This is a genomic window from Mesorhizobium sp. M8A.F.Ca.ET.165.01.1.1, from assembly GCF_004792065.1.
Lineage (GTDB): Bacteria > Pseudomonadota > Alphaproteobacteria > Rhizobiales > Rhizobiaceae > Mesorhizobium.
The window spans coordinates 33773-51317 of record NZ_SRTH01000017.1 but is presented as its reverse complement, the minus strand read 5'-3'; the positions used below and the strand labels follow the sequence as shown (position 1 = coordinate 51317).

Genomic DNA, 17545 nt, shown 5'->3' with positions numbered 1-17545 from the left:
TTGTTCCTGTTTCGAATAAACGATGTGTCGTTCGTCTCGTAGACGGAAAATATGCGGTCTGATATAGACCTGCTTCATGTCCAAGCTTCGCAATCTTGTCCCATCGACGCATTCGCTTTTCGTCTTCGAAGCGGCGGCCCGAACGCTGAGTTTCAAGAACGCGGCCAGCGAACTCAACGTGACGCAGCCAAGTATCTCGCATTCGATCAAAATGTTCGAAAAGCATTGCGGGACGGCACTCTTTGTCCGAGACAATCGGGGAGTGCAGCTGACCGAGCCCGGCAGGCAGCTCTACGATGAGGTGCGCAACAGCTTCCGCCGTCTGGAACAGCGGCTTGAGACCATCACTGATCGCGGAACGAAGTACATAACTTTCGCAGCTTCGACATCTCTGGCGGCACATTGGCTCGCGCCTCAACTCTATCATTTCCAGGAAGAGCATCCGGACGTCAGGATCAAGGTGGTCGCCACCGACCGCGATGTCGAGCCAGATCATGAGATCGACGTGACGGTTTGGGTGCGGCCCCGGAATTTTGAAAGGGCCAACAGCTGGTTCGTTTGCGACGAGATCATCTTTCCCGTCTGCTCACCGGCATATCTTCTGTCGCACCCCGCTCCCCAAGCCGTCGAAGATCTGATCCACCATCAACTGATTCATTCGTCCGATGCTTTTCGCAAGCGCCTGGATTGGCCCGAATGGGTCGAGTTGGCAGGCGGCGATGCCAGCGACATCAAGCCCAATATCGTGTTCAATGACTACCAGCTAACGCTTCAAGCGGCTCTGGCTGGTGAAGGAATAGCATTGGGGTGGTCCCTTACCGCCCAGCAGTTGCTCGACAACCGCCTCCTGGTCAAGCCATTGCCAACCCAAATCCAGACCGACAGGGCCTTCTTTCTGTTGGCCAGCGAGGATGCCAGCAAGAACAAGAGATGCAAGATTTTGGTTGACTGGTTTCTCGTCCAGTCTGAAGAACTCCGCCCGTGACCTGAATTGCCCCTCACCCTATCCGCCTCTGGATATAAACTGGATTTAAGACAAGCGAAAGCTTTTGCGCATTCTCAGGACAATTGCCGGCGCCTATCATCAGCGCGAGATTAAGCTAGGGTCCGCCCCTATTGGACGGCCGGGCCACTGATGTTTGACGCGGGATGCGGGTCATTCCGCTGAGGGTGACGCGATGATGGACACTGATATTCCCGCAATCCGGCGCCGCACAGGCCAGTCTTCCGGTTCCCAGATTCACCTGCGGGAATAGTGGCTGGCAGCCTGAAAATCAACTCCCAAGGCTTCGAACCGGAAGCCTGATCGGTGCCCCATCGAGATGGGGCGCCGACCTCCTTTGAATTGAGCATCAGGTGAACCAACATGGCTGACGAAGAGATCATCCTTTCCGAGCTGTCCGACGAGGAACTCGTGCAGCAGATGCACGACGACCTTTATGACGGGCTGAAGGAAGAAATTGAGGAAGGCACGGCCATCCTGCTGGAGCGCGGATGGGCGCCCTACAAGGTGCTCACCGAGGCGCTGGTCGAAGGCATGCGCATCGTCGGCGAGGATTTTCGCGACGGTATCCTGTTTGTTCCGGAAGTGCTGCTGTCGGCCAATGCGATGAAGGCCGGCATGTTCATCCTGCGCCCGCTGCTTATCGCCACCGGCGCGCCAAAGCAGGGCAAGATGGTGATCGGCACCGTCAAGGGCGACATCCACGACATTGGCAAGAACCTCGTCGGCATGATGATGGAAGGCGCCGGCTTCGACGTCATCGACCTCGGCATCAACAATGCGGTCGAGAAGTATATGGCGGCGATTGAAGAGCATAAACCTGATATTGTCGGCATGTCGGCGCTGCTGACCACCACCATGCCCTACATGAAGGTCGTCATCGACACGATGAAGGAAAAGGGCATTCGCGACGACTATGTCGTGCTGGTCGGCGGTGCGCCGCTGAACGAGGAATTCGGCAAGGCCGTCGGCGCCGATGCCTATTGCCGCGACGCGGCGGTGGCTGTCGAGACCGCCAAGGACTTCATGAAGCGCAAGCATAACACCCGTAGTTGAATGGCTGCGGTGCCAACCCTGAAGGCGCCGGTGTCGTTTGCGGCCGCTCGATGTTGATCACCATCAACCAGGATGTATGACCTTATGAATGCGCCATTTTCAACAGGAGATCATTCGCGGATCGTGGGATGGAACCCCAGCCGGCAGGTGATCGACACGCAGGACGTATACCGACTGGTTATCCTGGCACTTCCCGGATTTTCGCTACTCAGCCTTTCGTCATTTGTAGATCCCCTTCGCATCGCGAATTCTGTGTCCGGTCGATCATTCTTCGAGTGGACGATTGCAAGCCTGGATGGCCAGCCGGTTGAATGCGCCAGCGGGTTCGTCCTGTCGGTCGGCAGCGACTTCGCTAGCACCGGCGAATGCGTTCCGGCTGGCAAAGGTACGAACATGGTCATTGTCTGTGCAGGCGAACGGGTCGAAAGGCAGACGTCTGCTGCTCTCAGCAAGATTCTTCGGCTTTGCAAGCGGCATGGTGTTCCAATCACAGCGTTGGGTACGGCGACATGGCTGTTGGCGGACAGCGGGTTGCTGGACGGCACCGCGTGCACAATCCATTGGGACAAGAGAGCCGCTTTCTCTGAAAAATTTGGCCGGCTTCAGGTCACTGACCGGCTATTCGTTCGTGATAGTCACCTCCTCACTTGCGCAGGAGAATTTGCGTCGTTCGACCTCGTTATGGAGCTGATCAGCGAACGCCTCGGCAGAGACATTGCGTTGACCGTCTGCCGACATACGACTGCCGGGTATTGGCGCCCTGCCTCTGATAGACAATGGACCATGAATGGCGGCGAAGCCGGCATCTGCAAGCCGGTCGCCGAAGTGATTCGCATTATGGAGGAGCATATTGAGGACCCGCTGCCCTTACGCGACATCGCAAGATGTGTCGGCCGCTCACAGCGTCAGATTGAACGGCTCTTCCAGCGATCGGTTTCGTTGTCTCCCATGCGCTTTTACCTGCATTTGAGACTTAGCCGCGCGAAGCGTCTCATTGCACAAACAGAGTTGCCGATTATTGAGATCGCGGTCGCCTGTGGTTTCGTGTCGGCCTCACATTTTTCGAAGTGCTTCCGCGAAGCCTTCGGCGCCAACCCCAGTACCTGTCGCGGCTGACCCATACTCGGTGACGCCCCCTTACGAGCCCCGCAAAACCCACGTGCCATCAATTGGCAAGCACCTCGGCAGCCTGGCTTTCGCGCTCAACGCGATCGGGCCGATGCTCCGATGGGAGCCGAGGCGTCGAAGAGCACCGTGCCTGACGTCGACCGAAGAAGCCATCGTCGTCTGCCGCTGGATGACGTCCTGGGCTGTCCGAGAGGACACCATCCAAAGCCCAGCTTAGCGCCTCATCACTGACTCCAGCGCCAGGGCAATCCTGACCTGCCCCAAAACGGCGATAGTCCCAGCGGACGCCTCCTTCGGCCGCAAATCTTCGACCGCATCTGCATTGCCAATGGCAATCGAGCACCGGGCTGATCAACCCGTACCAGCTCATTCCGGACCCACCACATAGCAGGCCACTGGAATTGATAGAGCTGACAACGTAGGAGGCGCGCGGGATTTTCATGAGTTCGCGGGCAGTGCTGTACGCTGGGTCGCAAGTTCACAACCCGACACTTTGTCGGCTTTGTTGTTTGCGGACAGGCTTCGTTGGAGCAATGTTGTGTTGTTGTGCCTCAGCCTGATAGCAGAATTCATCAAAATTGCTTTTCTTCGGGCTTTTGGCCAATTGGCACGAGCTTTGATTCTCACATTTGAGAGTTGGCATCAGGAGCCGAATAGCCGCTTCCGATTATGCCTATCAGAGGAGTTGCCATGAATACCGTCGATCAGCAGACGACACTGGAACAAGTCGCACGACAGCGCATCAGGGACGCCCTCGTACTCGAGGGCGACGCCGATCGCCTAACCCAATTCTATCGGGGATGGGCTGGGGCCTACGATGTGGATGTTGGCTCCGAGGGGTACTACGGCCCGATGATCGTGGCGGAACTAGCGGGCACCGTGCAGGCAGCCTATTTGAGCAGCGAGCGAACTGCCATCACAATCCTGGATGCTGGCTGCGGAACAGGCCTTGTCGGCGTGCAACTGGAACGCCTCGGCTTCGGGCTGATCGATGGGTTCGATCTTTCCAAAGAGATGGCCGAAAAGGCGCGGCAAACCCGAGTCTACCGTCATGTCCAAGACTGTGTCGACCTTAACGGAGTACTCTCTGAGTACGCCGACGCGGGCTATGATATCACGGTTTGCTGCGGTGTCTTTACACTTGGGCACGTTAGACCAGACGGGCTGCGCGAGCTGGCTCGCGTCACGCGCCCGAAAGGATTCATCATCACAAGCATCCGCAAGAGCTACGCCGAGGCCGCATTCTTCGAGGACGAAGCGCGGCGTCTGCAGGATGAGGGCGTTCTTTTACTGGCGCAGTGTCTAAGCAACGGCAGATACGTGGCCGAGGAGCGTGCGGACTATTGGGTCTTTCAAGTGCCCGAGAAGGTCAGCGCGGCAGAGCGACAGGGGTTGTGATCATGCTCTGCCTCGGGAGCGAAACCCTGTTGTGGATGACCTAAAGACGAGTAGGGGTATTTCCAGCACGGTGGCGCGTTTCAGTACTACTTCGCGTCACGATAAATCCAAATGGCCGGCAGCTATGCGTCGGCTTCAATCGGCAAAACAAAGGTGTACTAATGTCCAAAGGTTTAGTAGCCAGACTAGACGATAAGCTGCGCGCAAAACGCGAAAGCTTTGACAAAATACCGGTGGTCGACATCGGACCGCTCCTCAACGGTACGAACAAACAGGTGGTGGCCAGGGAGATACGGTGGGCGCTTTCCAATACTGGATTCATGTATGTGAAGAACCACGGAGTCCCGCAGGATTTCATACAATCGGTGTTTGATGTGAGCCGCAGGTTTTTTAATTTGCCATTGTCGCAGAAGTCGTCACTGCATATTGGCAATTCCGATTCGGCCTTTCGCGGTTACATTGAGCTGTTCGGCGAGAACACCGATCCGGGCAAGACCAAAGACCTCAAGGAGTGCTTCGACTTCGGACCTGAACGTTCGACCTTAGAAGGTCCCTTTTTTGGTCCTAACCAGTGGCCCTCAGGTTGGCCCGAGTTTCGGGAGCTGACATACAGATACCATCAAGAGATGGTGGGCCTATCGAAAAAACTTTTGCAGGGAATTGCGCTCAGTCTGGACCTGGCGGAAAGCTATTTCGAGGACCTCATGCGGAACCCGATCAGCATTCAGCGGCTGCTTCACTACCCGCCGCAGAGTGGTTATATCAGCGAAGACATGATCGGAATCGGCGCCCACACCGACTACGGCAATTTGACCATCCTTGCACAGGACGACGTCGGCGGTCTTCAGGTCATGAACCGAGACGGCGATTGGGTACAAGGCACGCCGATCCACGGTACTTTCATAATCAACGTCGGGGACCTGCTTCAGCGGCTCACCAACGGTGTCTATCTGGCCAACCTACATCGCGTAGTGAATAGCTCAGGGCGTGAGCGATACTCAATCCCCTTCTTTATCGATGCTGATTTCGATGCGATCATTGAGCCATTGGCCTCATGTGTCACTGACAGCAACCCTCTGCGCTACCGGCCGGTGACTTGCGGCGAACACAAACTCGGGCGTTTCGCAGCAAGTTATGCTCATTTGGCCAAAGCATGAGAGAGCGGGCCGCCGCCTACTCGCGTGACAATACACTGCGGGGTCGAAGCGGCCCAGTCGAACTCAGAAAACGCCATAGGTGGGACAGTATTGTCACGCATTAGTCCCTTGACCGCGCCTTTGAAACTCAATGTGCGCGGCATCTGGCGGCAACAGGGGTTTTGCAGCCACTTCCTGCGGTATGCTAACGCTTTCGAGACCTGGACCCCCGGCTGGCGTGTCACGCGCACCATCCGCAGCAGGATAAACTGCTCGCTTGCAGACGCGTTGTCACCACTTCGCCTGCTGGTCTGTCGGATTCGCTACACACGCGTGATAGGCAATCTCTTCGTTAGCCTCAGTCAAATAGCCGAGAGAAATCAAAATCCTCGGCTGCCGGGCGGGTGAATCGGCACGATTTTTGAGTGTTTCCTGGGAGAGACAGTAGGCGCCGCTGACTGGGACCTAAGGCGCAAAACATGGACAAGCCCCCAACTTCGTAAATTACTTGGAACCATCGGGATTTTAGGAGGACGTTCCGAAAACAGCGAAATTCCAAGCGACCTCTGGCGAAAAGTACTCATCCCTCAATCGAGCAGGCGAAAGAAACAGTATGTCTGATACTCACATAAACCAAGATCTGTCTATTTTGACGGATGACGTCGCGTGCGCAAAGCAGCTCAATGCCCGCAACGTAAAAATCCTCAGCACGGGAGGAGAAAGGGGGCGCGGGGTATTCGCTGCTCGCGACTTCCTGCCGGGGGAAATTGTCGTCATCGGGCTAATTGACCGTATGGAAACGGTTCGAACGACAAACTCCTTTCAACTGGACTGGAATGTCCATGCTCTCTTTCATAAGCCGGCTGTCATTGTGAATCATTGTTGTGATCCAAACTTAGCGATTGTGCCCAATCGCTTCGGGGCCTACGACTTCGTCGCCATTCAGCATATCTCTTCTGGCGCCGAAGTGACGTGGAACTACGCTACATCGGAATTCGAGTGCATTGGGGTATCGGTATGTCTTTGTTCGTCTAGAAATTGCCGAGGCTCAGCCGGAGGCTTCTCCACATTGCCTCGCGATCATCCTCTGCTCGTATCGGGTTTTTACGCACCGTACCTCAAGAAAACCCAAGGCACCTTCCAAGAGAGAGATAGGGTTGCTTAGCCCCAGGGAACGCAACATGCGTCGGATGACCTGCTCGTTGGCAGTGCCGCCCTGACAGTGTTGCGCGCCGCGGTGAGCGTGCGCGGCCTCTGGCCAGTAGCGGACTTCAGATGAACTGCCTTGAACCAACGTGTGCGCACAATCTGTGCAATCCCCTGCGCGTCACCTGTCAATGCCACTCGTCCCCAAAAGTGCCGAAGTAAAATTCCCCAGTTTCGCCGCTCAGGCTGTCCCGGTGGGGGTGTCCATTTTTCGGTGGCCGGCCGCGCGGTCGCGATGGTGAATTTAATGTCGGCAATGTGATGGAGGCTTTTGATCGCAAGTGTTCTGGCATGAGCTCGGCGTGCTGGCGGAGCCGATAACTCGATCCTTCGATCTGGACGACGACCGCATGGTGAAGCAGGCGATCGAGAAGTGCGGTTGCGACGAGGGTCGCCGAAGACCTCGCCCCATTCGGCGAAGCCGCGATTTGAGGTAACAATCATTGCGCCCTTCTCGTAGCGGGCGTTTGCGAGTTGGAAGAACAGATTGCCGCCACCGTGGACGACGGGCAGGTAACCGAAGCGTCGACGCTCGTGCGTGAGGTCGCGCAGCCGACCACGCAGCTGTGTCTCTGGCGGTCGGCCAGACTGGTATCAATCATCTTGCGATCGGCGCCGACGAAGGACAGGCCCGACGCTCCGATAGGCCCATGACGGCCTGCAGATGCGCTACGGATTCGCGCTTGGCGGCGGGTCCTAACTTTTTTCGACAGAAGCTCGCGCACTGCCGAGGCTTCGAGCGTCGGCGAGCAGCTTCTTTAGCTTGGCGTTCTCGTCTTCCAAGGCCTCAGGCGCTTGGCGTCGGAGACGTCCATCCCGCCATACTTGGCCTTCCAGCTATACAGCGTCGCCTCGGAGATCCCGTGCTTGCGGGCAAGATCGCCAGCCTTCGCACCCTCTTCATGCTCGCGCATAACCGCGATGATCTGCTCTTCCGTAAATCGCTTTGTCTTCATCAGTCCGTAATCAAGGACCCTGACTCTAGTCTCAGATGGAGGAAATTCTCAGTGGCAGGTCTGTATTCAGGTGCTGCTGCCCCATCGCAGTCTGGCGCGAGGACTCTAAACGCCCAGACCGACAGCAACTGACAAAATGGCGGATTCGAAACAAACACCTGACAAAAATGTCCGCATCATTACACATGGATGTTTTCAAAGGTAAATTAATGCCGTCAGCGGGCGTTCAGCGCGCTGGCACGGCCTTTGCTGGTTGAAATGCGGCAAAACTGATTGACGGCTGACTGCATCGAAGCCCGCCTGACGATAGAGGCCTCCTTTCAGTCGACTCGGTGCACCGTCTCTCAGGGAACAGCTTGCCATAAAGCCGCGCAGCTTTGGGATGGCGTTGGAGAGCAATATGGTTTTGCAGATGGGGTCGCCGGCTCCTTCGATCAATGTGGAGACTTGGGTGCGCGGCGAGCCCATCGCACATTTCCAGCCCGGCAAAGTATACGTCGTCGAATTTTGGGCAACTGGGAGTGAACCATGTGCGGCGGCGATGCACCATCTGATGCAGATGCAGGAAAGGTTCAAGCACAGTGGGCTCGAGGTCATCGTGGTCGCGGCTCATGAAGGCGCGCTATCGACGGTTGAGGCGCGGGTCAAGCTGGACGCGTGGTTGACCGAAAAGTGCTCGAACCTGAATTTTCCGATCGCGTTCGACCATACGGGCCAAATGAAAAAGCGTTGGATGGAAGCAAGCTTTTCTGGCGAATTTCCGATCTTGTTTGTAATCGATGCAGACGGTCGTATCGCCTATATCGGTCACGCTACTCGACTTAACGAGGTCTTGGCGAGAGTGCTCAACGGCCGCTGGCGCACCAGCGACGCATCGAAAGTCGACTCGAAGCGGATCGCCGAGCGCGAACAAGCGTTGACCAAGTCAATTAATAGGAGATTTTGGGCCGCAGTGAGAAAAGAGGACTGGGAGACGGCACTCTCAGCAGTCGAAGAGGGCAGCGCCTTGATGCCCGACGACATCAACTTCCGCTTGGCTCAGGCGCATGTATTGCTTCACAGAATGCAAGACATGCCGGCCGGGTTGCCTGTCATACGCCAATTGGCTCGCGACGCGATCGAAAGGAACTCCGAGCATTGGCTGCTGGCAACATTAGACCAACTTTTCGGTCCGGCGCACGACCACTCGCACTTTCCGTCTCATGAGCGCTTCGCGCTCGGCAAAGAGTTGGCCGAGCATATCCTGGCACGCAATCCACTCCAAGGCGACGGCCACAAGTTCCGGACTTATCCGGCGGTGGCTCGATACTATCACGAGAGCGGCAACCAAGATCGTGCGATTGAGCTAATCGAGTTCGCACTGAAATCGCTGGACAGTGCGGACCCTATGCTGGACGAGCTGAAACAACACCTTCTACCGAACTTGCTGCAGGCCTTAGCCAACTACAAGGGTGAGGAGGTTTATTACGGCGCCCTCTGTGCGGCTCCGCAAAGCAATGTCCTGAAGGCACGATCGCAGGGCGGGCCGAGGAGAAAGCATAAAAGGGTTTGATAGCAAGAAGGGCTTACGGGCCAATTCGTTCAGGCATATGGGTCCATCGCAGCTGAATTGGCATCAATATACAGGGTGTTACTAAACATGTTCTGAGGATGCCTTTGAAACCCATGAAATCATGGTGGTATGGGACAAAGCCCGGGCACCTAACGAAGAAAGAAGCGTCAGCGCAGATGCTCGCATTTCAGTTCAAATCGACTAAGAGCAACGAATCGCGGCGCCGGACCGGGCTCGTGCGTCGCGCACGGCCATCAGGTTGGGCCTTCGGAGTCAGAGACGCCTATTCATCTTGCGGCCGCTTAATGGTCGCATCGCCGACGGGGTGGAGTAGGCCTTGACCACGCGGGAGAAGGTGTCCGGATTAAACCGGCCTGCGCGTGCGTCTCGCGTCGGCATGCTTGTAACGGTGAATGGCGAAAGGGCAGCCGAATGAAGCGTTTTATGGGGAAGGTCGCCTTAGTGACCGGGGCTAGCCGCGGCATTGGGGCGGCAATCGCCGACAGACTTGCCAGCGACGGGGCCAGAGTATTTGCGGTTCAGCTCGAGGCGACCGGTCATAGAGAAGGGATAGTCGCGGACCTTTGCGACCCCGGCGTTCCGAACATGGTAATTGACCATGTCGTTCGACAGGCTGGCCGCCTCGATATCCTGGTCAACAACGCTGGGTGCATGGTTGAAGCAAGGGTAGATGATACCGGGCTTGACGAGTGGCGACGCACAATGGCGCTGAATCTTGATGCTCCTTTCCTGCTGATCCGTCGCGCCATGCCTCATCTTCGCAGAAGCCGTGGCTCAATCGTCAATGTTGGCTCGATAGAGGGATTGGCCTCTAACCCAGGGCACGCGGCATATTGTGCCTCGAAGGCTGGGCTGCATGGCCTTACACGCGCCGTAGCGGTGGACGGCGGGCAAGACGGGGTGCGCTGCAATGGCGTAGCGCCTGGTTGGATCGATACGGATCTCAATGTCGATTTCGTCGCCGCTTTGCCCGAGAAGGCACTGGAACGGCTTGGTACCATTCATCCGTTGGGCCGAACAGGCCGCGTTGAGGAAGTTGCCGCCATGGTCGCATGGATTGCCTCCGACGAAGCTGCATTCGTCACCGGCCAGATTTTTGTCGTAGACGGTGGCCGAACTGCCAAGTTAAGTCTTCCGTGACGGTTAGTCGTATTTCGAACTGGGGCGGGCCGCTGGAACGCCATCCTCCCGCTGGCACCTGCCTTGTCGCTATCAGCCGCGACGTCGAGAACCGGGTCCGTCTGATGGTAAAGGAATATGGCGCCCAGTTCCGCCGCTCGGCAACGTCAGAGAATGATTGCCTACGGACATCTGCTGGGGCCAATCTCCGAGGCGGCGGTGCATTTAGGGTGAAATTTGCCGTGAACAGGAGAAGGCTCGATGGCAAATCTGGTCCTTCTACGTGGAGACGAGCGCCCCCGCCGCGGCGTGTTCGAGCGAGAGAGCATGCAATGTTCGCATGCCTTGGCGATGTGTTGTTTAGCGGCGCTGAGCTTGCTGCCATGCCTTCACCGCTAGGGCTGAACCAGGCGCGGATGTCCATGTGGGACCCAGCTCTCCTGGACCAGGAGGCATCTCATGCCGGTCTTGGCGGCGACCGCAGCGACCATGCGCGTATGGTTGGACTGCACGCCACCGGTTGTGACGAGCGTATCGGGCATCTGGCGCGATCGCGTCGGGCGGCGTCGTCATGAGCCAGGCGGTGCTGATCGCTGTCGGCATCGATTGGGACGGCCGGCGCCAGATCTTGGCCGTCGAGATGGCTAATCGCGAAAGCCGCTCGGCCTGGAGGGATTTCCTCGTCGCGCTGAAGGCGCGCGGGCTCAGGGGCGTCGAACTGGTCGTGTCCGACGATCATGCCAGCCTGGTGGCGGCGATCGGCGGGGTGATCCCCGAAGCCCGCCTGGCAGCGCTGCTACGTGCCTCAGGAACGCGCTCGATCACCTGCCGAGAAATCGTGGCGATGATTGCCTGCAGGAGTTGCGCTGGCTCTACGACCGCGCGATCTCGCCGAGGCCAAGGCCGATCTCGCCGCATGGCTTGCCAAATGGTCGGGCCGCTATCCGCGACTGACGAGCTGGGGAGAGGAGACCATCGAATGCACGCTGACCTTCTTTTGCCTGCCGCGCCAGCACCACAAGCACCTGAAGTCCACCAACATGCTGGAACGCCTCAACGAGGAAATCCGCCGGCGCACCTATGTCGTGCGCATCTTCCCGAACGCCGAAAGCTGCCTGCGCCTGGTCAGGGCGCTGGCCGTCGAAACCAACGAAAACTGGATGGAGGCCAACCGCTACATCAACATGGATGACCTGCGCGAGCACAAGAAGCTTGCTTTGCGCCAAGCCGCATGACCAGCTCAGAAAGAGCACGCGGCCGAAGTAGCCGGCCTGAAGCAGCAGCGAACAGGCCAGCGTCGTGACGACTGCCACACGGAGAATCCAAAGCGAAGTAAACCATCGACGCATTGCTGCACAGGACCAGCCCCACGAGCCGACAAAAAGATGAAGTGCAACGCCGTTCTCCTGGTTTTCGCCAGATCATGTTGCGAGCTGGTCGGCCGCAACATGCGTCTGGCAGTTCTTGGGGCAGACGCGGCCGCAGGCTCCGCAGCCTATGCAGCGGCCGGCATCTTCGACAACCATGATCATGCGATTGAGCTTGCCGTCGAAATCGTCGTCCTCGTCATCGCAGGGGCCGAGGATTTCACCCGCATCATCAACGCCGTGAAGATGCATCACATCGCGCGAGCAGACCTTGAAACAACGGCAGCAGCCGATGCAGGTCTTGCTATCGATGGAGGTCAGGTACGACGGCATCCAAATGGAGCCGTCACGGGTGGTGAATGTGCGCATCATCCTAAATTCTTCATTGAAGCGAGTTCTCTCTTGGCAACATCCAACTCGGCATAAACGGCTTGGGTTTTCTCGGCGACTTCCTGTATGTCGGCCCACTTGCCCGGCAGACCCTCGACAAGGTCCTGCAATGCCATCTTGGCAATAGCTGCACGCAACTGGAGCTTTCGGACTTTCTTCCTCATCTTATCTAGGTCTGACATAGATCCTTCCTGGAACAATGGTTTTGTTGATGCGCTCCATCTCGGGCTAGGCTTCAATGGCTGCAGTCGCATCGTCGACCAGTTTCGTACCGGCCTCAGCAAGTTTGCGGAAAGTCTCGAAGCCGAACCGGTGGACGTCTCGACAGAACGCCCAACCGCTGGAAGCCCGCAGGGGCTTCATTCCAATTATTGGCGACGTCGACACGCCGGAGCGCTCCTCGATCGCAAGCGCTACGGCGGTGTAAAACATGTCGAGCCTCCACAGCGCGTCAGGATCGAGGATCGCCGCCAAAGGGTACCGCACGTTGCTGTTGCTTGGTGATGATGAACTCGGCCAGCAGCTCGGCATCCGAATGGCCTTCCCATAAGCCGAAGGAATCCTGAGTACGAATGAGCCGCAGGAGGCATTTGACGAACGGGGAAGCAAGGGCTTCTTCGTCATTGTTGACAGCAGGGCCAACCGGAGGAATTTCGTTGTTCGTCATTTCAGTCTTCGTCTTCGAGGTACGATTTCCTTTTCCTGCGATGCCCACTCCGGGTCCGCTTGCGTGGCCGACGAATGGCTTGGGCGGGCCAACCCCAAGAGTGCCCCGTGGCCGACCTCGACATGTCCACGAGTGCGAGACCTGCGGCGCGAATTCGCGGCGCACATCGTCTGCGCCGCGATCCGACCGGTGGTCAACGCAATTGAAATCCAACCTGCCGCAAGCCGCCGCCCTGCTGCATCGACATACTTGCTGCGAAGAGAGCTTCGATGGGCGGATTGGCCAGTGTTCAATTCCAATTGTCAGTCCCTTCGCGATTCTTGCTCAGGAAGTGACTGCGTTTTGAGTTTCGGGTGCCTTCTTTTGCGGAGCCACACAAAGATCCGCGTGACAGGCAGGCTCACCCGTGTAGTTGGCCAGTGCTTCGAGCAATGGGGTAAGATAGTACTGTTTGGTGTGGTCCGGAATTGGCCCCAGCCGGTCCACCGATTTCAGTGCCACCTCGATCAACTCGATTGCGCGATCTTTGTTGCCGCTCTCGTAATAATACTGAGCTACCGGGAGGTACCGGCGGTATTTAAACGGGCCATCGCCGTTCGGGGGATTGAGTGCCAGTATCTGTTCCGAGAGCTCGTTGCCCATCGCAAAGCGCTCCGCGCGCGGAAGATGGGAATTGTCCATCGTGGGATCGAAGAGTTGGTTGAGGGCCAAGGCCATCCACGACACCGCGTCGGACGTTTTGTCGATCGCGTCCTCGACCAATTCTCGCATGACCGGCATGCCGGTCTTGATGTCGCGCAGCTTGTGAAGCAGAAGATCCGCATGAATCTGCCGAAAATCAAAAGAGTCTGGCATCAAGGCGAGGCCTTCTTCGATGGCCAAGAGCGCCGCCGTCCAATTCTCGGCCTGCATCGCCGGCTCAAGTTTGGCGTATATCGGCCCGGTAAGCGACATTTCGCGCGCTGCAAGTTGGTTATGCGCGATGCGCTTTGCATCGGCGGCTTTCGCTTCATAGCTGCTGCGCCAGCTGCCGTTAAGGACTTTCGGCAAAACGTCATCGAGTTCCGCCGGGTGGCCGATAAAAGCGATGTGGCCGTCGCGGTCGACCACGAACGAGGTGGGAATCCCAATCGAAGAGCTGGGATCCATCCAGAGCTTGTTCATTTCGCCAATGTAATCGAACCCGATACGATAATTCAGATTCGGGAACTTCTCGGTCAGCCAGGCATCCACGTTGGTCCGCGCCTCGTCTGCGGTAGGACCCTGTTCGCAGGCGGCAACTCCGACCGCCTCAAATCCGCTGCCTTCATATTTCTCCTGCAGTTCGATCAAATGGGGCATGGCGTCGACACATGGTCCGCACCAAGTCGCCCAAAACTCAACGAGGTAGACCTTGCCGGGCCGAAAGTTCGTGAGGGGCTCGCCACGCAGCCAGTTCTCCACTTTGATCGCAGGAGCCGGGGACCCCATACGCAGTTCCATCTTGGTGTCCAAAGTCATTCCACACCTTTCGTCTCTTTTGTCGCGGAATATTTTCCCGTCAAAATCGGACACGGTCTCGAGGGCATCGCTCCCTCTGGCTTGCTTCAGCGAAGCTCTCACCGTGTTGCCGCACATCAAGCTGCAACGGAGGTGCCAATTCCCTCAGCTCCGGTAAGCGGCGGGAAATGCTTTGAAATTCTCCACGAGGCTAAATGCGGCCGATTGTCGTGAACCCGACATGTCTTCTGCCGCTGTCGGGTTTCGCCCTATCTCTTGAGAGCTTGGACGGCTCGCCTGTGATTAGACTGGCCTCGGTCCTCGAGCAGTGGCAGTTTGGCGCCAGTTCGAAAGCGCGAACTCGCCGGCTTGGTCCTCGTGCCGCCACCGCCGCGTGTGGATTCTTGCCCCGGAGTCAAAATTCGCCTCGCGGTTGCCAACGGCGGCATGCGCTCAATGCGCGTGGCGTTGAGCCCCGACAGCACGTAATGGTACCAATTAGTGGATGCCCGTCGCTGCCTCCACTTCTCCAGCCAAGCGCTCGAACGACGCTACCTACCCACGTTCGAGCGCGACCGCGGAATCGCAGACTGCCGAACGTCAGCCGTTGCGAAAGGTGTAGCCGTACCCGTTGATCGCCGGCGCGCCGCCTAGATGTGCGTAGAGGACCCTCGATCCCTGTGGAAAGAAGCCCCTCTGGACGAGGTCGATCATCCCTTGCATCGATTTGCCCTCGTAAACGGGGTCCGTAATCATGCCCTCGAGCCGCGCGCACAAACGGATTGCCTCTTTGGTTTCCTCCGATGGAACGCCATAACCCGGGTACGCGTAGTCCATGAACAACACCACGTCTGCCTCGACAATTTCCGCTCCGAGGTGGACGAGCTTCGCTGTATTTTGGGCGATGCCGAGCACCTGCGCCTTGGTCTTGGCGGGCATGGCGGAGGCATCGATACCGATCACGTTGCGCTGTCGACCATCCTTGGCGAACCCGACGAGCATGCCGCCGTGGGTTGAACCAGTCACCGTACAGACGACGATATAGTCGAAGGCAAACCCAAGCTGCTCTTCCTGGGCACGCACCTCCTCAGCGAACCCCACATAGCCCAGGCCGCCGTATTTGTGGACAGAGGCGCCGGCAGGTATCGCATATGGCCTGCCGCCCCTTGCCTTGACTTCATAAAGTGCCTTTTCCCAGCTGCGGCGGATGCCGATGTCAAAGCCCTCGTCAACCAGGCGCACCTCTGCCCCCATGATGCGGCTCAAGAGGATATTGCCGACCCGGTCGTAGACAGCATCATCATGTGGGACCCAGCTCTCCTGGACCAGGAGGCATTTCATGCCGATCTTGGCGGCGACCGCAGCGACCATGCGCGTATGGTTGGACTGCACGCCACCGATTGTGACGAGCGTATCGGCATCTGACGCGATCGCGTCGGGCACAATGTATTCGAGCTTGCGCAGCTTGTTTCCGCCGAACGCGAGACCGGAGTTGCAGTCCTCGCGTTTGACGTAGATTTCCACCTTGTCGCCCAGATGCTTGCCGAGGCGGTCGAGCCTCTCGATCGGCGTGGGTCCAAAGGTGAGCGGATAACGTTCGAATTTTTCCAGCATGCTATCTCCAGCAAAAAAGTACCTGAACCGGCTACGCACCGGTCAGCCCAGGGGTATGGTCGCGTGTTAGCCGAACACAGATTCCCTATACGATCAGCTCAGTCATCAGAGGGTGACCAAAATTGGTGTGGGTCTGAGCACTGATCCTGTCATCCGCGCATCAAAGCAGCAGCACATGCTGGGCATTCGACCAAGCCGGGACACAGCTGAAAATTGCATTCCGCAGTTGATCAGAGTCAGACGACTGGTACCCGAGCTTTCCTGTAACCATCGGCATGCTGGCCCCTGTGGCGAGTTCCACGAGCGCGGCTAGAGGACTGCCAGATCAGAAAGAGCACGCGGCCGAAGGAGCCGGCCTGAAGCAGCAGCGAACAGGCCAGCGTCGTGACGACTGCCACACGGAGCGAATCCAAAGCGAAGTAAACCATCGACGCATTGCTGCACAGGACCAGCCCCACGAGCCGACAAAAAGATGAAGTGCACGCCGCTCCCCTGGTTTTCGCCAGATCATGTTGCGAGCTCGTCGGCCGCAACATGCGTCTGGCAGTTCTTGGGGCAGACGCGGCCGCAGGCTCCGCAGCCGATGCAGCGGCCGGCATCATCGACAACCATGATCATGCGATTGAGCTTGCCGTCGAAATCGTCGTCCTCGTCATCGCAGGGGCCGAGGATTTCACCCGCATCATCAACGCCGTGAAGATGCATGACATCGCGCGAGCAGACCTTGAAACAACGGCAGCAGCCGATGCAGGTTTGCTATCGATGGAGGTCAGGTACGGCGGCATCCAAATGGAGCCGTCACGGGTGGTGAATGTGCGCATCATCCTAAATTCTTCATTGAAGCGAGTTCTCTCTTGGCAACATCCAACTCGGCATAAACGGCTTGGGTTTTCTCGGCGACTTCCTGTATGTCGGCCCACTTGCCCGGCAGACCCTCGACGAGGTCCTGCAATGCCATCTTGGCAATAGCTGCACGCAACTGGAGCTTTCAGACTTTTTTCCTCATCCTATCTAGGTCTGACATAGATCCTTTCTGGAACAATGGTTTCTTGATGCGCTCCATCTCGGGCTAGGCTTCAATGGCTGCAGTCGCATCGTCGACCAGTTTCGTACCGGCCTCAGCAAGTTTGCGGAAAGTCTCGAAGCCGAACCGGTGGACGTCTCGACAGAACGCCCAACCGCCGGAAGCCCCCACGGGTTTCATTTCTATTGTCGGCGACGTCGACACGCCGGAGCGCTCCTCGATCGCAAGCGCTACGGCGGTGTAAAACATGTCGAGCCTCCACAGCGCGTCAGGATCGGGATCGCCGCCAAAGGGTACCGCACGTTGCTGTTGCTTGGTGATGATGAACTCGGCCAGCAGCTCGGCATCCGAATGGCCTTCCCATAAGCCGAAGGAATCCTGAGTACGAATGAGCCGCAGGAGGCATTTGACGAACGGGGAAGCAAGGGC

At 57.6% G+C, this 17545-nt stretch carries 15 protein-coding genes and 7 pseudogenes; 9 read left to right on the top strand and 13 right to left on the bottom strand.

The genetic code is table 11. The features are described from left to right. The first annotated feature begins 76 nt into the window (after positions 1–76). From EN808_RS30230 to EN808_RS30205, 6 genes are all read left to right on the top strand, one after another. Entirely contained in the window at positions 77–985 is a 909-nt protein-coding gene (locus EN808_RS30230) for a LysR substrate-binding domain-containing protein (RefSeq protein WP_126080616.1), read from the top strand. Between the two features lie 381 nt (positions 986–1366). Continuing rightward, complete coding sequence (locus EN808_RS30225) at positions 1367–2059, top strand: B12-binding domain-containing protein (RefSeq protein WP_126080615.1); 693 nt, start codon at positions 1367–1369, stop codon at positions 2057–2059. An 84-nt stretch (positions 2060–2143) separates the two neighbouring features. After that, a complete protein-coding gene (locus EN808_RS30220) occupies positions 2144–3175 on the top strand; it encodes a GlxA family transcriptional regulator (RefSeq protein ID WP_164762826.1) in 1032 nt (343 codons plus the stop codon). Between the two features lie 702 nt (positions 3176–3877). Beyond that, complete coding sequence (locus tag EN808_RS30215; protein WP_126080613.1) at positions 3878–4585, top strand: class I SAM-dependent methyltransferase; 708 nt, start codon at positions 3878–3880, stop codon at positions 4583–4585. Positions 4586–4746: 161 nt separating this feature from the next. Continuing rightward, complete coding sequence (locus EN808_RS30210; protein ID WP_126080612.1) at positions 4747–5742, top strand: 2-oxoglutarate and iron-dependent oxygenase domain-containing protein; 996 nt, start codon at positions 4747–4749, stop codon at positions 5740–5742. Between the two features lie 592 nt (positions 5743–6334). Beyond that, positions 6335–6886: an SET domain-containing protein-lysine N-methyltransferase gene (locus EN808_RS30205; RefSeq protein ID WP_126080611.1), complete on the top strand. Its 552-nt coding sequence runs from the start codon at positions 6335–6337 to the stop codon at positions 6884–6886. A gap of 169 nt (positions 6887–7055) precedes the next feature. Here the strand turns inward: EN808_RS30205 and EN808_RS36520 are convergent. Beyond that, positions 7056–7446, bottom strand: a pseudogene (locus EN808_RS36520) (ATP-binding protein); the annotation flags it as partial. Beyond that, a pseudogene (locus EN808_RS30200) lies at positions 7441–7883 on the bottom strand (transposase); the annotation flags it as partial. The pseudogenes EN808_RS30200 and EN808_RS36520, both read right to left, overlap by 6 nt. A 400-nt stretch (positions 7884–8283) precedes the next feature. Between EN808_RS30200 and EN808_RS30195 the strand changes: the two are divergent. Together EN808_RS30195 and EN808_RS30190 are read left to right on the top strand one after the other, a co-directional pair. Continuing rightward, the gene (locus tag EN808_RS30195; protein ID WP_126080610.1) at positions 8284–9435 is read left to right on the top strand and encodes a TlpA disulfide reductase family protein; all 1152 of its coding nucleotides are present in this window, start codon (positions 8284–8286) and stop codon (positions 9433–9435) included. Positions 9436–9867: 432 nt separating this feature from the next. Further along, positions 9868–10596, top strand: a complete 729-nt coding sequence (locus tag EN808_RS30190; protein ID WP_126080609.1) for an SDR family oxidoreductase — start codon at positions 9868–9870, stop codon at positions 10594–10596. A 401-nt stretch (positions 10597–10997) separates the two neighbouring features. Here EN808_RS30190 and EN808_RS30185 read toward each other — a convergent pair. Further along, positions 10998–11111 (bottom strand): annotated as a pseudogene (locus EN808_RS30185) (aminocyclopropane-1-carboxylate deaminase/D-cysteine desulfhydrase family protein); the annotation flags it as partial. A gap of 26 nt (positions 11112–11137) precedes the next feature. Here EN808_RS30185 and EN808_RS30180 point away from each other — a divergent pair. Next, positions 11138–11810 (top strand): annotated as a pseudogene (locus EN808_RS30180) (transposase); the annotation flags it as partial. A 36-nt stretch (positions 11811–11846) separates the two neighbouring features. Here the strand turns inward: EN808_RS30180 and EN808_RS37260 are convergent. The 10 genes and pseudogenes from EN808_RS37260 to EN808_RS30130 form a co-directional block, all read right to left on the bottom strand. Next, a pseudogene (locus EN808_RS37260) lies at positions 11847–11924 on the bottom strand (hypothetical protein); the annotation flags it as partial. 72 nt (positions 11925–11996) lie between these two features. Continuing rightward, on the bottom strand, positions 11997–12314 hold the full coding sequence (gene fdxB, locus EN808_RS30170; protein ID WP_189343318.1) for a ferredoxin III, nif-specific: 318 nt from the start codon (positions 12312–12314) through the stop codon (positions 11997–11999). Further along, positions 12311–12514, bottom strand: a complete 204-nt coding sequence (locus EN808_RS30165; RefSeq protein WP_063169367.1) for a CCE_0567 family metalloprotein — start codon at positions 12512–12514, stop codon at positions 12311–12313. The genes fdxB (EN808_RS30170) and EN808_RS30165 overlap by 4 nt, the downstream gene beginning before the upstream one ends. Before the next feature lie 46 nt (positions 12515–12560). Next, positions 12561–12999 (bottom strand): annotated as a pseudogene (locus EN808_RS30160) (DUF269 domain-containing protein). A gap of 324 nt (positions 13000–13323) precedes the next feature. Further along, a complete protein-coding gene (locus EN808_RS30155) occupies positions 13324–14481 on the bottom strand; it encodes a TlpA disulfide reductase family protein (RefSeq protein ID WP_126080608.1) in 1158 nt (385 codons plus the stop codon). Positions 14482–15078: 597 nt separating this feature from the next. Then, on the bottom strand, positions 15079–16092 hold the full coding sequence (locus EN808_RS30150) for a 1-aminocyclopropane-1-carboxylate deaminase (protein WP_024505903.1): 1014 nt from the start codon (positions 16090–16092) through the stop codon (positions 15079–15081). Positions 16093–16328: 236 nt separating this feature from the next. After that, a complete protein-coding gene (locus EN808_RS37255; RefSeq protein ID WP_127394248.1) occupies positions 16329–16520 on the bottom strand; it encodes an exopolysaccharide production repressor protein in 192 nt (63 codons plus the stop codon). A gap of 79 nt (positions 16521–16599) precedes the next feature. Then, positions 16600–16916 (bottom strand): annotated as a pseudogene (gene fdxB, locus EN808_RS30140) (ferredoxin III, nif-specific). Then, a complete protein-coding gene (locus EN808_RS30135) occupies positions 16913–17071 on the bottom strand; it encodes a CCE_0567 family metalloprotein (RefSeq protein ID WP_224571204.1) in 159 nt (52 codons plus the stop codon). Before EN808_RS30135 ends, fdxB (EN808_RS30140) begins: the two are co-directional and overlap by 4 nt. 90 nt (positions 17072–17161) lie before the next feature. Beyond that, positions 17162–17545, bottom strand: a 384-nt coding sequence (locus EN808_RS30130; protein WP_127298252.1) for a DUF269 domain-containing protein, incomplete at its 5' end; no start/stop codon positions are given.